The sequence below is a fragment of the Amycolatopsis nalaikhensis genome (genome assembly GCF_030264295.1).
GTDB lineage: Bacteria > Actinomycetota > Actinomycetes > Mycobacteriales > Pseudonocardiaceae > Amycolatopsis > Amycolatopsis nalaikhensis.
Genome location: NZ_CP127173.1, coordinates 2,178,757 through 2,194,493 on the forward strand (window position 1 = coordinate 2,178,757; position 15,737 = coordinate 2,194,493).

Annotated in this window: 17 protein-coding genes; 14 read left to right on the top strand and 3 right to left on the bottom strand. The window is 68.9% G+C overall.

Features of this window, described 5'->3' with window-relative positions; genetic code table 11:
- Positions 1-2: 2 nt before the first annotated feature.
- Entirely contained in the window at positions 3-1,847 is a 1,845-nt protein-coding gene (locus QP939_RS10620) for a phage portal protein (RefSeq protein WP_285456497.1), read from the top strand.
- Positions 1,819-3,888, top strand: coding sequence for a phage minor capsid protein (locus tag QP939_RS10625; RefSeq protein ID WP_285456498.1), 2,070 nt, complete (start codon positions 1,819-1,821; stop codon positions 3,886-3,888). Before QP939_RS10620 ends, QP939_RS10625 begins: the two co-directional genes overlap by 29 nt.
- 249 nt (positions 3,889-4,137) lie before the next feature.
- On the opposite strand, the gene QP939_RS10630 is transcribed toward QP939_RS10625, so the two are convergent.
- Positions 4,138-4,464 carry a hypothetical protein gene (locus tag QP939_RS10630; protein WP_285456499.1) on the bottom strand — a complete coding sequence of 109 codons (327 nt, stop codon included), beginning with the start codon at positions 4,462-4,464 and terminating at the stop codon, positions 4,138-4,140.
- Positions 4,461-4,682, bottom strand: a complete 222-nt coding sequence (locus tag QP939_RS10635) for a hypothetical protein (protein ID WP_285456500.1) — start codon at positions 4,680-4,682, stop codon at positions 4,461-4,463. The genes QP939_RS10630 and QP939_RS10635 overlap by 4 nt, the downstream gene beginning before the upstream one ends.
- A gap of 136 nt (positions 4,683-4,818) precedes the next feature.
- Here QP939_RS10635 and QP939_RS10640 point away from each other — a divergent pair, with 136 nt between their 5' ends.
- The 9 genes from QP939_RS10640 to QP939_RS10680 all read left to right on the top strand — a co-directional run bounded on the left by QP939_RS10640 (position 4,819) and on the right by QP939_RS10680 (position 11,132).
- A complete protein-coding gene (locus tag QP939_RS10640; protein WP_285456501.1) occupies positions 4,819-5,478 on the top strand; it encodes a hypothetical protein in 660 nt (219 codons plus the stop codon).
- A 17-nt stretch (positions 5,479-5,495) separates the two neighbouring features.
- Entirely contained in the window at positions 5,496-7,280 is a 1,785-nt protein-coding gene (locus QP939_RS10645; RefSeq protein ID WP_285456502.1) for a major capsid protein, read from the top strand.
- Complete coding sequence (locus QP939_RS10650; RefSeq protein ID WP_285456503.1) at positions 7,271-7,600, top strand: hypothetical protein; 330 nt, start codon at positions 7,271-7,273, stop codon at positions 7,598-7,600. Before QP939_RS10645 ends, QP939_RS10650 begins: the two co-directional genes overlap by 10 nt.
- Before the next feature lie 14 nt (positions 7,601-7,614).
- Positions 7,615-7,959 (top strand): hypothetical protein, encoded by a 345-nt coding sequence (locus tag QP939_RS10655; protein WP_285456504.1) that lies wholly within the window; start codon positions 7,615-7,617, stop codon positions 7,957-7,959.
- Positions 7,956-8,384 carry a minor capsid protein gene (locus tag QP939_RS10660; RefSeq protein WP_285456505.1) on the top strand — a complete coding sequence of 143 codons (429 nt, stop codon included), beginning with the start codon at positions 7,956-7,958 and terminating at the stop codon, positions 8,382-8,384. Before QP939_RS10655 ends, QP939_RS10660 begins: the two co-directional genes overlap by 4 nt.
- Positions 8,385-8,409: 25 nt before the next feature.
- Positions 8,410-8,928: a hypothetical protein gene (locus QP939_RS10665; RefSeq protein ID WP_285456506.1), complete on the top strand. Its 519-nt coding sequence runs from the start codon at positions 8,410-8,412 to the stop codon at positions 8,926-8,928.
- Positions 8,929-8,958: 30 nt separating this feature from the next.
- The gene (locus QP939_RS10670) at positions 8,959-9,465 is read left to right on the top strand and encodes a phage tail tube protein (RefSeq protein ID WP_285456507.1); all 507 of its coding nucleotides are present in this window, start codon (positions 8,959-8,961) and stop codon (positions 9,463-9,465) included.
- Positions 9,465-10,010 carry a DUF7426 family protein gene (locus tag QP939_RS10675; RefSeq protein WP_285456508.1) on the top strand — a complete coding sequence of 182 codons (546 nt, stop codon included), beginning with the start codon at positions 9,465-9,467 and terminating at the stop codon, positions 10,008-10,010. Before QP939_RS10670 ends, QP939_RS10675 begins: the two co-directional genes overlap by 1 nt.
- Before the next feature lie 186 nt (positions 10,011-10,196).
- The gene (locus tag QP939_RS10680; RefSeq protein ID WP_285456509.1) at positions 10,197-11,132 is read left to right on the top strand and encodes a hypothetical protein; all 936 of its coding nucleotides are present in this window, start codon (positions 10,197-10,199) and stop codon (positions 11,130-11,132) included.
- A 35-nt stretch (positions 11,133-11,167) separates the two neighbouring features.
- Here QP939_RS10680 and QP939_RS10685 read toward each other — a convergent pair whose 3' ends face one another.
- Positions 11,168-11,728, bottom strand: coding sequence for a hypothetical protein (locus QP939_RS10685; RefSeq protein WP_285456510.1), 561 nt, complete (start codon positions 11,726-11,728; stop codon positions 11,168-11,170).
- Positions 11,729-11,753: 25 nt separating this feature from the next.
- Between QP939_RS10685 and QP939_RS10690 the strand changes: the two genes are divergently transcribed.
- From QP939_RS10690 to QP939_RS10700, 3 genes are all read left to right on the top strand, one after another.
- The gene (locus QP939_RS10690) at positions 11,754-13,634 is read left to right on the top strand and encodes a phage tail protein (RefSeq protein WP_285456511.1); all 1,881 of its coding nucleotides are present in this window, start codon (positions 11,754-11,756) and stop codon (positions 13,632-13,634) included.
- Positions 13,634-14,518, top strand: coding sequence for a phage tail family protein (locus QP939_RS10695; RefSeq protein ID WP_285456512.1), 885 nt, complete (start codon positions 13,634-13,636; stop codon positions 14,516-14,518). The genes QP939_RS10690 and QP939_RS10695 overlap by 1 nt, the downstream gene beginning before the upstream one ends.
- A 171-nt stretch (positions 14,519-14,689) precedes the next feature.
- Positions 14,690-15,733, top strand: coding sequence for a hypothetical protein (locus QP939_RS10700; RefSeq protein WP_285456513.1), 1,044 nt, complete (start codon positions 14,690-14,692; stop codon positions 15,731-15,733).
- Positions 15,734-15,737 lie beyond the last annotated feature (4 nt).

Genomic DNA, 15,737 nt, shown 5'->3' on the forward strand with positions numbered 1-15,737 from the left:
CCTTGCTTGTCCTGGCCGACCGCCCACTCGGACAGAACCCAACCGGCGCGCTCGATCGCCTCAATCTGCATGGACCAGTCGGCGACCTCGCCAGACAAATAGTGGTGCGTCGCCGGCCAGTTCAGCCGAGCGGCGAAGAAGTACCGGCCGGCCGCGAACGCGTCGTGCGCCTCCTTGGCGATGTTGTCCGCCTTGGCCTGCTTGATGAATCCCACGTTTCTCCCTGCTCCGGTGAAAGGGGGTGTGTCATGCCGTCTTCGTGGCCTCCCCCGCCGTTCGACGACGCGCTCGCGCGTATGCGCGAGTGGGATGCCTGGTACACCGGTGATCCCGAGCGGCTCGTCGAGATCTACACCGGTGAACGCCGGCGCGCTGTTACACCTCGGCTCCGGCCCTCGACCTTCCGCGGCGGCCTGGTGGGCGGGCTCGCCCGGTTCTTCTGGGGCCGCCCGGTCCCGATTGGTCAGACCCGACAGCGGTTGCATGTGCCGCTCGCCGCGGACATCGCGACCGCGGCGGCCGACCTCCTGTTCTCCGAACCGCCGCGCATCGTCGTCGACGACACCGCGGCGCAGGCTCGGCTCGACCTCGCGCTCAACTCGCCGGCGATGCACTCGCGGTTGCTCGAGGCGGCCGAGATCGCCTCGGCGCTCGGCGGCGCCTACCTGCGCGTGGTCTGGGATGCCGACGTGGCCGAGCACGCCATGCTTGACGCCGTCCACGCCGACGCTGCGGTGCCCGAATGGCGTTGGGGCGAACTGGCCGCGGTCACCTTCTACACGCGGGTGCGCGTCGACGGGCCGGCCGTGTGGCGCCACCTTGAGCGCTATGAACCAGGGCGGATCGTGCACGCGTTGCACGTCGGCACCGACACAGAACTCGGTCGAGCCGTGCCGCTCACCGAGGACCCGGTGACCGAGTGGGCGGCGCCGCTGGTCGACGCCGAGGGCAGCATCGCCACCGGCACCGACCGGCTCGCCGCCGCGTACGTGCCCAACGTCCGCCCTAACCGGGTGTGGCGCGGCACGCCGCAGCTCGCGCCGCTGGGCCGGTCGGACTTCGACGGGGTCGAAGGTCTCTTCGACGCGCTCGACGAGGTCTACACGAGTTGGATGCGCGACGTTCGGATCGCCAAGGCGCGGCTACTGGTGCCCACCGGGTACTTGCAGGACAACGGCGCCGGCCGTGGGGCGAGCTTTGACGAAGACCGCGAGGTCTACACCGAGTTGAACGCGCTGTCGCGAGGCGGCTCGGACACCCTCACCGTCTCCGCGCACCAATTCGCCATCCGGGTAGCCGAGCACCGCGACACCGCCGAGGACATCACCCGGACCGCGCTCCGCGCCGCCGGCTACTCACTGGCCACCCTCGGCGACAACGACGGCGACGCGTCGATCACCGCGACCGAGGTCACCGCCCGCGAGAAGCTGTCGAACCGGACCCGCGACAAGAAGGCCCGTTACTGGGCCTCCGGGCTCGCGCACGTCTCCGCCGCGCTGGTCGAGATCGACCGAGCCGTCTTCGGTGGCACGGCGATTGTGTCCGACCTGCCGAAGGTCGAGTTTCCCGACCGGACGCAACCGGACCCCGAAGCACTCGCGCGCACGGTGCAGGCACTCGGCGCGGCCGAGGCCGCCTCGACCGACGTGCGGGTGCGGATGGTTCACCCCGATTGGCACGACGACCAAGTGCGGGACGAGGTCGCCGCCATCCTCGCCGAGTCCGGCCGGACCGTGCCCGATCCGGCGACGTTCCGCGGGCCCGACCAGTTCCCCGACTCGCCGGCACTCGGCGACGACGAGGTTGAGGGGGCCGCCGATGACGTGGGAACCCCCGCCCGGAGTTGATCCGGCCGACGTCGTCGAGCAGCTCGCCGCGGACATTCTCGCCCTGTACACGCAGGCCGAGGCGCGGTTGCTCGGCGACATCGCCCGCCGCGTCCGCGCCGGTCAGGACTTACCCGAGTGGGCCGCGCAGAAGGCCGCCGCGGCGCGTGAGCTTCGGCTCGCCGCCGAGCGGATCGCTACGCAGGTCACCGGGCAGGCAGGCCAGGCGGCCGCCGATTCCGTGTTCGCCGCGTGGCAGGCCGGCGCCGAGCAAGGGCTCGCGCAGCTCGCCGAACTCGGCGCGCTGTCGTCCGAGCAGCTCGAGCAGCTCGCCGGCGTAGTGCCCGGGATGCAGGCGGCCGCCATCCTCGCCGCGAACCTCACCAGCCGACTCGAGGCTCTGCCGCTGCGCGTCTTGCGCTGGCAGCAGGACGCCTATCAAACGGCGGTCGCCGCCGCGGCGCCCGATCAGTTGCTCGGTACCGGCACGATCCACTCGGCGCAGCGCGCCGCGTGGGACCGGCTCGCCGCCCAAGGCGTGACCGGGTTCGTTGACCGCGCCGGCCGCGACTGGAATCTCGCGAGCTACGTCGAGATGGCCGTGCGCACCGCGACCGGGCGCGCGTGGAACGACGGGCACCTCGCTCGCATGGCTTCCGCCGGCGTCGAGCTGGTCACGATCACCCGCTCGCGCCATGCCTGCCGGCTCTGTACCCGCTGGGAAGGGCGGGTGTTGGCGCTGTCCGGCCCGGCCGGCGAGCGCCAGGTCGAGCACACCCTCACCGACGAGACGGTCACCGTCGACGTCGCGGCCACCGTCGAGCAGGCGCGGCTCGAGGGGCTCATGCACCCGAACTGTCGGCATCAGTTCGTGCCCTACCTGCCCGGGGTGACCAAGCTCGACGAGATCCGCGAGCACGACGCCAAGGCCGAGCAGGACCGCGAAGACCTGCGCGCGCTCGAGCGCAAGGTGCGCCAGAACAAGCGCAAGGCCGCGGCCGCGCTCACAGACGACGAGCGCCAGGCCGCCGAGCGCCGGGTGCGCGAGACGCAAACCGAGATCCGCGAACATGTGAAGCGGACCGGGCTCAACCGCAAGCGCTACCGAGAGCAAGTCAACCTCGGACACAGCGACCTCCGGGCCGCCGAGCGCCGGCGCGACCAGCTCGCCGACCAGGTTGCCGAGGGCAGCGCCGAGCAGAACCTGCTCGACGCCATCGCCGCCGAGCAGGCCCGCCGGCGCGAGGCTGAACGGCTCGCCGCGGAGAAGGCCGCGGCCGACAACGCCGTCGCCGACGCGCTCGCCGCGCAGCAGCGCACGCCGGCCGAGCTGAGCGACGACGAACTCGCCGTCGCCGACCGGGTTTTCGCCGAGCGCGCCGAACTGCTCGGCAAGCCCGGTCAGGTCAGCCGGACGCACCAGGCAGTACGCGACGAGATCGAACGGCGTATCGCGCCGCCGGCCGCGCCCGTCGACCTGCGGGAGCTGTCCGACGAGCAGCTCGGCGACCGGCTCGCCGAAGTCGGCGACGACGAGGACGCGGTCGCCGCGGTGCTCGCCGAGCTGGACCGGCGCGAAGCCGACCAGCAGTACGCCGACGCGGTCGCCGACGACCCAGACGCCGAGAAGTGGGCCGAGGTCGACCGGCTCGTCGAGACCGGTCTCGACTACGAACAGGCGTACGCCGAGGTGTTCGACAAAGACGTCGAGAAGATGCGCCGCGAGGACGCCATCGCCCGACTTCGGCGCGAGGGCTACCGCGGCCGCGGGTTCGACGAACTCGCCCGCGCCGCCTACGCCGACCGCCTCGAACGCGACTACTTCGCCGCAGAGGCTGCAACCAACGGATTCCTCCTCACGCCGGAAGGCCAACGCGCCGGACTGGACCCGCGGAACCTGTGGCGGCAGAACGAAAACTACGCCCGCCGTTGGGCGTCCGACGAGCTAAAGCAGTGGTGGGACGAAAACGGTAGGGTCACGTTCGACCAATTCGTCGCCGAGCAGCTCGGCGGCGGCAACGGCGAACGGTTCCGCACCGGGGGTGAGTCGTGGCTGCAATAACCGCCGAGCAGGTCCGTGCCGCCCGCGAACAGGGCTACGCGGCCGGCTACGGACTCGCGCCACCGACGCCAAACCCTTACGCACCAACGCATACGCCCGAGTGGCTCGGCCCACGGACACCAGCCGAGCGCGCTCACCGAGCGAACGCCGAGCGCGGGCCGCTCACGCTCGCGCGCGTGTGGCGAACGGCCTATCAGAACGGGCAAGCCGCCTACGCCGCTGAGCACGACTTGCCCGACCTCTGATCGGCTAATCGCTGCCCGGTCCGCCGTCGAGTAGGTCTCGCTCCCATTCTTCCAACGCCGGGCGCGTAGGGGTTCCGGGCTCATCCGCGGGTCGCAGCGTGGGCCGGCCGCCACCAGCGCCGCGCCCCGGCATCCCCTCGCGCCATAGCTCGATCTCCGGCAGCCGTTCCGGCAACCAACCCGGCACCCCGCCGTCGATTTCGACGTCAGGTTCGGGGAAAGGGTGCGCCGAGTCTGCCGGATAACGACGACGCCACTTGTCGACAGCGTGGCGCGTGACGCCGAGGCGCTCGGCCAGACCGTTCATGCCGAGGTAGCGAACAGTGCTCACGAGAGCACCACTCCGCCGAATAGCTCGTCGCGCACGTACAGCGGCAGAGCACCGACGGGCTCCGGCCACGCAAACGGCTCCGGGGCGACGACGGCGCGCTCGGCAGCGACCTCGGCGCACGCTTCCCAGATGTCGACCTGCCCGGGGACCTGGTCGGCGATGTGCTTGCGCAGCGCTTCGGCCTCGAGCAGCGGCGCGACCTCGAAAAGTGCCTGCATCGCGATCCCCTCAAAACGTCGTCTTGGAACGAGACAACGTTAAAGCTCTCCGCAAACCTTGTCAAGAATCGAGACAAGGTTTCTGTCTTGGCCAGGTGCCAAGTTTTCCCACCTCACGACCGCCCAGGAGGCAACCGTGTCCGCACCCATCACCCCGGCCGGCGAACCGACCGGCACACCCGGCGAGCCGGGCACCACCAGCAACCCCGCGACCGGGGAGCAGCCGCCGGCCGCCGGTCAGCCGAGCGCACCGGCGCCGACCGAGCCGGGTGCGGACGATCTCGCCGCGCTGGACCCGGCGACGCTGGCGAAGATGGTGCGCGAGCTGCGCACCGAGAACGCCGCGGACCGCACGAACGCGAAGACGAAGGCGGCCGACGAGGCGCTGCAGCAGCTCGCGCAGGACATCGGCAAGGCCCTCGGCCTGGTCGCCGGCGACGACGACAAGGCAGACCCAGCCAAGCTCGCCGAGCAGGTCACCGCCGAGCAGCAGCGCGCCCGCGCCGCCGCGGTCGAGCTGGCCGTGTTCAAGTCCGCCGGCCCGCTCGGCGCCGACCCGGCCGCGCTGGTCGACTCGCGCGCGTTCCTCTCGGCGGTCGAGCAGCTCGACCCCACCGCGGCCGACTTCGCCGACAAGGTCGGCGCGGCGATCACCAAGGCCGTGACCGGCAACCCGAAGTTGCGCGCCGCCGGCCAGGTGCCGCCGCGCAGCAGCGGGCAGCACGCCGGCGGGTCCGGCGAGAAGCCCGCTGCGAAGTCGCTCACGGACGCCATTTCCCGCCACTACGGCAACTAAGCATCTAGGAGAGTTCCATGCCCGTGACCTTGGCCGAGGCCAAGAACAACGCACAGACCGACTACGACCCGGCCGTGATCGACGAGTTCCGGAAAGAGTCGGCGATCCTCGACTCGCTGATCTTCGATGACGTCGTCAACCCCTCCGGTGGGGGCGCAACGCTCACCTACGGGTACCGCCGGCTGATCACGCAGCCGACCGCGGATTTCCGCGCGCTCAACTCCGAGTACGCGCCGCAAAACGTCACCACCGCACCGTTTTCGGTCAACCTGGCCGTGCTCGGTGGCGCGTTCGAGGTCGACCGGGTTATCGCGAAGGTCGGCCCGGCCGCGTCCGCCGCGGTGTCGCTCAACATGTCGCAGAAGATCAAGGCCGCGAACACCCGGTTTCAGGATGCGGTGATCAACGGCGACACCGCTGTCGAGAGCAACGGTTTCGACGGGCTCGACAAGGCGCTCGTGGGCTCTACCACGGAGTTTCGCGCCGGTCAGGTCACCGACTGGACCGACTTCGACACCAACGCGCGCGCCGAGCACAAGGCGCTCGACGCCGTCGACGAGTTCCTCTCGCTGCTCGACGGCGCTCCGTCGGTGGTCATCGGAAACGCGAAGTCGCTTGCTCGAGTTCGGGCGGCCGCGCGCCGCGCCGGCATGTACACCCGCGACCCGGTCGAGGGGCTGATCGGCGTCAACGGCCGGCCGGTGGTCCGCGAGACCTACGGCGGGGTGCTGCTCGTCGACGCCGGCGCGAAGGCCGGCACCAACAACCCGATCGTGCCGATTCTCGGCCGGACCGTCGGCGGCACCGCAGCGACCGGGCTCACCGACCTCTACGCCTACCGCGTGGGGCTCGACGGCTTCCACGGGGTCGCGACCGTCGGCACGCAGCTCGTCGAGAGCTGGCTGCCCGACTTCACCGTCGCCGGCGCGGTCAAGAAGGGCGAGGTGAAGCCGGCCCGGTCGCCGTCGCGCTCAAGGCCACGAAAGCGGCCGCCGTCTTCCGCAACATCAAGGTGCAGTGATGCCACGACACATCATCGAAACCCCGGTCGCCGACTACACGGGCACCGTCGCCGGAGTCCGGTTTGCCGCCGGCCGCGGCGAGACCGACGACGAGAACGCGGTCGCCTACTTCCAGCGGCACGGCTACACCGTGACGCCGGTCGAGGACGATGTCGAACCCGCCGAGCCGGCCGTCGACGACCCGCCGGCCGACACCGCGCCCGCCGACGAGACGCCGGCCGCGAACGCTCCGGCCGAGCTGGAAGGGACGAAGCGCACCAGCCGCCGCACGCCGGCGAAGTAGCCGCCGCGGCCGGCACCCGTGCCCCCGACCGGGCGCCGGCCGCGGCTTCCACCGAACGAGAGGGGGTCGCCGTGGCACGCACGTATGCGACCGCCGAGGACTACGCGAACTGGCTCGACCTCACCACCCCACCCGAGGGCATCACTCGGCAGCTCGCCCGCGCGTCACAGCTCGTCGACTGGCTGCTCGTCACCGCGGTCTACCTCACCGACCCGGCCGGCTACCCGGCCGACCCGGACGTGCGCGCGGCGGTACGCGACGCCACGTGCGCCACCGTCGCGTGGTGGGAAGACACCGGCGACGACTCCGGCGCAGCCGCCCGATTCACCTCCGCCGGCATCGGGTCCGTGAACCTCACCCGAGCGACCACCGCGGCCGCCGGCACACCGAGCGGTGCGCAAGCCGCCCGGCTGTCACCCGAGGCCATGCAGATACTCACCGCGGCCGGCTTGCTCGGCGACGGCCCGGTCGAGCAGGAGGTCGCCCGGTGGCGCTGACCATGCCCGCATTCCTGCTCCCGCACACCGTGACCATCAAGCCCTACACCGGCACCGGCGCGTACGGCCCGACCTTCGGCCGACCGTTCACCGTCCGCCGCGCCTACGTCGAGGACCGCCGGCGCCTGGTCCGCGCAACCGATGGCGCCGAGACCATCAGCGAAACGACCGTGATCACCAGGCCCGGCCCCGCAGTACCGGCCGGCTCCGAGGTCACCGTGTGGCCCGGTGCGCCGGCCGAACGCACGGCGACCGTGATCACCGCGAGCACGTTCGACCACCCCAGCGCGCCGGCGCACCTCGAGATCACCCTCACGTAAAGGAGGTACCCGCCGTGCGGCTCAAGACCGAGTTTCACTGGCAAGGCGATCACGTCCTCGAGGACTTCACCCGCAGTGCCGAGAAGGGCGTCAAGCTCGCCGCCGAGCACGTCCGCAGCGTCGCCGTAAATCGGGCGCCCAAAGACACCGGCGCGCTCCGCAACACCGGCACGGCGACCACCGACGGACTCACCGGCGCCGTCTCGTTCGACACCGAGTACGCCGTGCGCCAGCACGAAGAGACCACCTGGCACCACGAAGACGGCGAAGCGAAGTACCTCGAGACCGCACTCGATGACGAGATCGACGTCGCCCGGCAGATCATCGCCGCGCAGATCCGCAAGGCCACCCGCTCATGAGGTTTGTCGTCGAGCTGGGCGACCTCATCGCCCGCCACCTCGCCGCGGCCGGCGTCGGAACCTACCGGGCCGACGCCGGCTACGCGGCCAACGAAACCGGCATCGTGTTCGGCGGCCTGCCCGCCGACCCGCCGCGCGCGCTCGCCCTGCTGCTCTACCCCCTCACCCACGACACCGACGCCGACGCCGAGTACGGCCTGCGCATCCGCTTCCGCTCCGCCGACCAGGACCCGCGCGACCTGTTCGACCTCGTCGACGCCGCATTCGACGCGCTCGCCGGCGCCGGCGAGCACCAGCTCGGGCTCGGCGTCCACCTGGTCACCCGCGAGACCTCGAACCCCAGCGGCACCGACCAGAACGGCCGCTACGTGCACACCGACACCTACCGGATTCGGGCACACCACCCGACCAAGTACCGGCCGTGAACCGAGCTGGTTACGGTATATCCCCATGCAGACGTCACAAGTCCCGATTTGGGTTCCCATTATTGTCGGAGCCATCGGCTTAGTCGGAGTCCTTCTCGGGCAAGTCATTAACGGCTGGCGCGACAAGAACAAGGTTTTACAAGAAGAAGCCTTCAGGCGCGCCGCCATCTGGCGGGATATAAAGGTTGAGATCTACGTCGAACTAATCAACCTATTTCAGAAGAACTCAAACCTTAGCTTGAAGATCGACAGTAAAGTTTACCCACACGAGGACACTATGACCTCGATTGAGAAATTCGCCAAGAACAGCGACAAAATCAAGAAATTTCGCCCCAGACTTAGACTCATGGCACCAAAGGACGTGTATGACGCGTACGCTTCGGCCGTCAACGTCTATTCAGAGTTCTTTCAAAAAAGCGTGGACGAGTACATGAGCGCAAGAAATCCCGACGCCGACCTGAGCGACGAGATTTCGAAGATGTCCGCCGCAAACATGAAGATGCTTGCGCGAATGCGAATGGATCTCGGCATCCCATACCCTTAGTCAATTGGAGTTTCTATGGCCTTACGTTCCATGCTCGCCAGCGATTGGGCGCTCGACGTCGACACGGCCGCGAGCGGCGCCACTACTCCGCAGTGGACGCCGGTTCGCGGCCTGTCGAACTTCTCGGAGAGCACCGACGACAACACCGAGGACGACTCGACCAACGACGCGCCCGGGTGGGGCGCGGACGTCATCACGCAGCGGAAATGGAAGGTCGAGGCCGAGGGCAAGCGCAAGCGCGACACCGCGGCGACCGTCTACACCCCCGACCCCGGGCAGGAGTTCATCCGCAAGGCCGCGCGCAAGGTCGGCTTCTCGGCCGACGTGCATGTGCGGTGGTACCGCCGAGACGGCTCGCCGGACGCGTCCGAGGGCTACGCGCAGGTGTCCGAGTTCACCAAGGGCGGCGAGACGACCGACCTCGAGCCGTTCAACTTCACGTTGCTGGGCCAAGGCGAGCCGCTCGAGGTCGCCAATCCCGTGACCACGCAACCGGCCGGCGGTGCCTCGGTCGCATCGATGAGCGTGGGTAAGTGATGGCGTATCGGGATCTCGACGAGCTGCTCGACGGCGGGCTCGAGCTGCCCATCGGCGGCAAGGTCTACGCCGTTCCGCCGGTCGACGCCGAGACCGGTCTGAGGTTGCAGCGGCTTCACGACTGGATGTTCGGCGTGGCGGCCGCGGTCAAGGCACACGAGGACGACCCCGACGCCGGCGATCTGTCGGTGCCGGAACCGGGCGGCGAGCTGCTGTCGGACGCGCAGGAAATCGACATGTACCGCAAGTCGCTCGGCACGGCCTATGACGAGATGGTCGCCGACGGTGTCGCGTGGCCGCGGTTCAAGGTCGCCGGCATGACTGCGTTTCTGCACCACACGCAGAGCCCGGAGGCCGCCGAGGCGTACTGGAACGCCGGCGGCCGCCCGGAAGCCTCGGCGGGGAATCGGGCGAGCCGTCGCGCGGCGGCCCGATCGACCCCGCAACGGGCATCCGGGAGTGGTACGACCCGGACACGGAAGGCGGCGCCGGCGACGGCCCGCGCTGGTCGGACATCTTCGCGCGCTGGTCGCTCGTCGAGCTAGACCTGCACGAGGTCTACGGGCTCGACCTCGAGGTGCCCGGCTTGCTGCGCGCCCGCTCGTGGCGCTGGCTGCGCATCCGCATCGCCGGCTTGTTCTCCACCGACGCGAGCCGGCTACGTCGCGCGCTGTACCCCGAGAGTGACCGAGCCTGACAGAACAACCCCTGGTAGATGCAACAATCTGTCGATGACCTCGATGACCGAGCGTGAAGAACGCGATATCCGCGAGTACGTCGCATCTCAGACACCGCGAGAGTCGCAGGATGAAGTCACGTTAGTACAGAAGGTGGGCCGTCGGCGGTTAGCCGGGCGGACTCACGACCTCTACGACGTGTGGATGTCCAGCGGTCAGCGCTGGTGGGTCATCACTGACATGACGAATCTTTACTCACAAAATGACTTCAAGAGTCTTGATCAAGTTTTTACATACCATATCGGCCTCAACATCGTTCTCCAAGAACAATTCAAAGTACAGCCAAACGAAGAGCAAACCGAGCATGTCGGCAGGTCATGGCGGCGATACATTGGAGCCGTCGAGGCGATGGCCACCGCAGAGGAAGCAGAAGATTTTCAGGCCGTCGGCATACGCTGCCGTGAAGTACTTCTAGCGTTGGTCCGCGACTACACGGACGCCGACTGGGTACAACAACCCGAAGAGCGCCCCAAAGACGCAAGCGCCAAACAATGGTTTGAGATCTTCTCCAGGAGCCTGACAAAAAAGAGCAAGCTCCGTTCGTACATGAAAACGCTCGCAGAAAAAACTTGGGATATGACCGTGTGGCTTCAGCATTACGTCGACGCCACCGAGAGCGACGCCGAGATAGTGCTTGAGGCTACACAGCAAATCTTGAAGATCTTTACCTTGCTTCGAATTCGCGTCGAGAATCCCGACGAGCAGCGTTGCCCGAATTGCGACTCATACCAATTAGCCGAAGAGAGCAGCGGACTCGTAGAGCACGAGGGAAAATTCGGCACCTTCCTCTACGACGAATGCTCTTCGTGTGGATGGAAGTCCGACCAGGAATTCGACCCCTGGCCTCCCGATCGAATCCAGCGACTCATCGACTACGCAAGCGGAACATGGAATCCGCCAAAGAAAGAGCTAGAAGATTTCGAAGTATAGAGAAGTCTGCCCACGCGGCGGCCAACTCTAAATAGCTAGACCTCGCTTGCACTTGTAGAACACTTTTCCACCCATAACTGAATAGCGGTACGGGGGTGGTCCCCGTGGCGCTCACCATCGGCGAGCTTGTCGGTTACCTCCGGATCGACGACAAGGGCGTCGCCGGCAAGCTCGCGCAGGCCCGCGCCCGGTTCGCCGCCGCAGCACGTGACACCGACGTCTACGACAACGCGCTCATGCGCGCGGGCAAGTCCGCGCGCGACCTGGCGCTCTCCGCGGGCGCGAGCGCGCTCAGGGTCGGCGCGCTCGCCGGTGCCGCGAACCTTGCCGGTGGCGCGCTCGGTGCCCTCGGCGGCGGCATCGTCACCGCCTCGGGCGCGCTGCTGATCCTGCCCGGTGCCGCGGTCGCCGGCGGTGCCGCGCTCGCGTCGCTCAAGGTCGGGTTGTCCGGGTTCGGCGACGCCTTGAAGGCGATTGACGATCCGGCGAAGTTCGCCGAGGCCACCGCGAAACTCGCCCCCGCCGCGCGCGACACGGCGAACGCCGTGCGCGACTTGGCGCCGGCGTGGGACGCGGTCAAACGCTCGGTACAGCAAGAGCTGTTCTCCGAGATGGGGCGACGTGGTGCGCCAGCTCGGCGCGCAGTACCTCCCGATTCTCAAGCGCGGTATGACCGACGTCGCCTCGAGTTTCGGCGTCGGCGCCGCCGGCCTGGCCGCGTTCCTGCGCGAAGCGCAGACCGGGCGCGACGTGGCGACGATCTTCGACAACAGCTCGACCGCGGTGTCGAACCTGGCCGAGGTCACGCAGCCACTCGCGCAGGTCTTCCGCGACGTCGCGGCCGTCGGCTCGACTGTGTTCGCCGACCTCACCACCGGTGCCGGCTCGGCCGCCGAGCGGTTCGCCGCGTTCATCGCCGCGGCGCGCGAGTCCGGGCAGCTCGAGGCGTGGATGCGCAACGGACTCAATGCGCTACAGCAGCTCGGCCAGCTCGCCGGCAACGTCGGCGGCATCATCTCGGCCGTCTTCTCGGCGATGTCGACGAACGGCGCGTCGACCCTCGACGTGCTCGTGCAGGCAACCGGCGCCGTGCGGGACTTCCTCACCTCCGCGCAGGGCGCCACCCTGCTACAACAGGTCTTCGGCGGCATCGCCGCGGCCGGCCGCGGCCTGGCCCCGGTGTTCGCCGAGATCGGGCGCGTTCTGGTCTCCGACGTCGGCCCGGCGCTAGCCACCCTCGGCCCGCAGCTCGGCGCCGCGCTCGCGTCCCTGGCACCCGCCGTCGCGCCGCTGGGCAGCATGCTCGCCGCCCTGGCCCCAGTGGTCGCCGCGGTCGCGCAGAGCTTGGCCGGCGGACTGGCCTCGGCCGTGACGTCGCTCGAGCCCGCCGTCGTCGCCCTGGCTCCCGGTCTGGCCACGCTCGCGCGCCAGATCGGCACCGTTCTCGCCGCCGCACTCCAGGTCGCCGGCCCGCTTCTGGCGATGCTCGCCGGTTTCCTGTCCGACAACATGACGTGGCTCGGCCCCCTGGCGATCGGGTTTGCCACCGTCGCCGTGGCCGCCGGTCCGCTCACGACGCTTATCGGTGGCCTCTCGACCGCTTTTCGCTCAGTGACAACGGTTTTTAACGCCTTGCGGGTAGCGATGATGACCAACCCGTTTATTTTGATCGCAACGGCCGTCGCGCTTCTCGCCGTATTGATCATCTCGAATTGGGACACGATCAAGAACGCGATTGGCGCCGCGCTCGATTGGATCGGAAATTTCATTTCCGGCGCGGTCGACTTCATCGTCAATCTGTTCTTGAACTGGTCACTTCCCGGGCTGATCATCAAGCATTGGGACACCATCGTTGCCGGTGTCCGTACCGCGGTGAACTGGGTCCTTGACGCGGTCGCCTGGCTCGGCTCCCTGCCGGGGAAAGTGGCCGCCTGGTTCGGAGATCTAACGCGGGCTGCGATCGGCAAGGCGGCCGAGCTGGTCAACTGGCTACGCGGCCTGCCGGGGCGCGTACTCGACGGACTCGGCAATTTCGGCTCGCTTCTCCTGAACGCGGGACGCGACTTGCTCACCGGTTTGTGGAACGGGATTCAGAATGCGGCGAGCTGGCTCAAAAACAAGGTGCTCGGGTTCTTCGGCGACTTGCTCCCGGGATGGGCAAAAGACATTTTGGGGATCAACTCGCCGTCGACGGTGTTCGCCGGAATCGGCCGGTGGATTCCGCCCGGCCTGGCCGGCGGTATCGACAAGGCGGCCGGCGTCGCGCTGCGCTCGGCGTCCGATCTCGCGACGCGCGTGTCGGACACGATGGCGGCCGGCCTGACCACGCCGGCGCTCGCATTCGCCGGAGCGCCGAACGCCGGCACCGGTGGCGCGGCCGGCGCCTACGCGGCAACCGCGAGCCGACCCACCGTGCACATTGACCAGTTCCACGCGACGCCGGCGCAGTCGCCGGCCGACATCGCCGGCGAGCTGGACTGGTTGAGCCGCGGGGGTGGGTAGTGGCTGCCGGAGACCTGATCACCCGCGACGGACAACTCGAGTGGCGCGGCATCCTGCTCGGCGCCGGCACGGCGTACGGATGGCGCGCCCTCGAGGGATGGCTCGACCTGCCACAGATGCGCGGCGGCGACGTCGACCGGCCCGGACAACACGGCGCGTTCCCCGGGCAGTTGCTCGCGCAGTCGCGCACGATCACCTACTCGTTCGTGATCTCGGCGCGGCGCGCCACGCGCGAGCAGTACGCGGCCGCCGTCGAGCTGCTGCGCGCGGCCACCACGCCGACGGAGAACCCCGACGAGGAACCGCTCGTAATCCGGCTCGCCGGCCGGACCTGGCAGGCACTCGCCCGGTGCACTCGCCGGTCGGTGCCGACCGGGCTCGCCTACGACGCCGGCTACGTCGCCGGCGCGGTGCAGTGGGTCGCCACCGATCCGCGGTTGCTCGAGCTGCCCGGCTACACCGCCTCGACCACGCTCGGCGCGGTGGGCTCCGGCGGACTCGCCTTCCCGGTGCGGTTCCCGATGCCGTTCGGCGCGGCCGCCCGCGGCGGAGTCATCACCTGGACCAACACCGGCACGGCCGAGGCGTGGCCGGTCTGGCGCATCGCCGGCCCGGTCCGCGGCCCCTCCATCACCCGGCGCGACACGGGGCAAGCCCTCGAGTTCGATCCCGACTGGATCATCCCGGCCGGCCAAGTCGTCGAGGTCGACACGCTCGCCCGAACCGTGTTGTTCGTCGGCAGCAACGTCTCGGCCTCCGACCGCCTGTTCACCCGCGGGTGGTTCAGCTTCCCACCCGACCGCGAAGTACAAGCCGTTTTTGCTTCTGCCGCAACGAGTTCCGACTCGCGCCTGTCGGTGACCGTGCACAACACCGCGATGTGAGACGGAGGTTTTCCTATGCCTGAAAGGAATTCGTGGGCCGTCGGTTCTGACACCGCGCCACTGATCACCACCGAAGATGCCCGGGTCGCGGTGTCCGCGCTACTCATTCCCGGGCCGAGTGGGGTCACCGCGCGCGACGGTATCCGACCCGGACCCGGCACCCCGGGCCGTGTGCACGCAGCCGGCACGGCAAGCGGCTCGATCGTGGTCGAGCCGTTCCAAGGCAGCATCCGCGCCTCGCGCGGCATCGGCTCGTACCTGGTGTCGCTGGACAGCCCGAAGACGCTCGACGTACTCGCCGTACCGGCAGACCCGGCCAACGACCGTCACGACCTGGTGATCGCACAGCAGTCCGACGAGTTCTACCTCGACACCGCGACGAAGTTCGAGGTTCGGCTCGTGCGCGGGACCGCCTCGGCGACGCCGGGCGACCCCGTCGTCGACGGCTCGCGCGACTGGTTCACCCTCGGCCGGGTCCGGGTGACCGCCGGCGCGGACAAGGTCACCGACGCCATGATCGACCCGCTACCGCCCGGGTGGACGGTCGCCCTCGGCGGCTTGCTTCCAGTGGGCAACCTCGCCGAGCGCAACGCGGTCGCTGCCTACGCGGGGCAGCAGGTCTACCGGCTCGACAAGGGTTGGACCGAGGTTTACGACGGTGCCGCGTGGCGGGTGCGCGGGCAGGTGACCGCGGCCGCGCTCGCCGACATCACCGACCCGTACCCGGGGCAACTTGTCGTCCTCGCCGGCACAGGCGGGCTCTACCGCTGGAACGGCGAGAAGTGGCTGTACGCCGCGCTCGTGAGCGGCGCGACGCCTGGCGGCGACTGGACCATTACCACCAACCAGCCGACCTCGAACACTCCGGCTCTGCTCGCCTTCCCGCAGGTCAACCGGCCACCGGTCGGCATCACGCTCGCCGGCGGGGTGTTCACCATCGGCGAACCCGGGTGGTGGGATCTCTCCCTGAACCTGCGGTACACCATCGTGAGCACCGACAAGTACGCCATGATCGGCGGCTCCTCCGCGGGCAACCTGTTCGCCAAGGACAGCGTTGCCGGTGGCGGCAACAACATCTCGGCCTCTACCTCGAGGTGGCTCGACAAGGGCGCGCAAATCCGGTGCTACGGCTACTCGGGCGCGCCGAGCGCGGTCACCAAGGAATCCGCCGGTGACCTGATCAGCGGGTTTACCGCGGTGTGGCGGGGTCCGTGATGCG

Bases quoted from the DNA above. Each gene is read 5' to 3' on its own strand.
- QP939_RS10625 (WP_285456498.1), top strand. From the start codon at position 1,819: ATGACGTGGGAACCCCCGCCCGGAGTTGATCCGGCCGACGTCGTCGAG.
- QP939_RS10635 (WP_285456500.1), bottom strand. From the start codon at position 4,682: ATGCAGGCACTTTTCGAGGTCGCGCCGCTGCTCGAGGCCGAAGCGCTG.
- QP939_RS10645 (WP_285456502.1), top strand. From the start codon at position 5,496: ATGCCCGTGACCTTGGCCGAGGCCAAGAACAACGCACAGACCGACTAC.
- QP939_RS10660 (WP_285456505.1), top strand. From the start codon at position 7,956: ATGAGGTTTGTCGTCGAGCTGGGCGACCTCATCGCCCGCCACCTCGCC.
- QP939_RS10665 (WP_285456506.1), top strand. From the start codon at position 8,410: ATGCAGACGTCACAAGTCCCGATTTGGGTTCCCATTATTGTCGGAGCC.
- QP939_RS10670 (WP_285456507.1), top strand. From the start codon at position 8,959: ATGCTCGCCAGCGATTGGGCGCTCGACGTCGACACGGCCGCGAGCGGC.
- QP939_RS10675 (WP_285456508.1), top strand. From the start codon at position 9,465: ATGGCGTATCGGGATCTCGACGAGCTGCTCGACGGCGGGCTCGAGCTG.
- QP939_RS10680 (WP_285456509.1), top strand. From the start codon at position 10,197: ATGACCTCGATGACCGAGCGTGAAGAACGCGATATCCGCGAGTACGTC.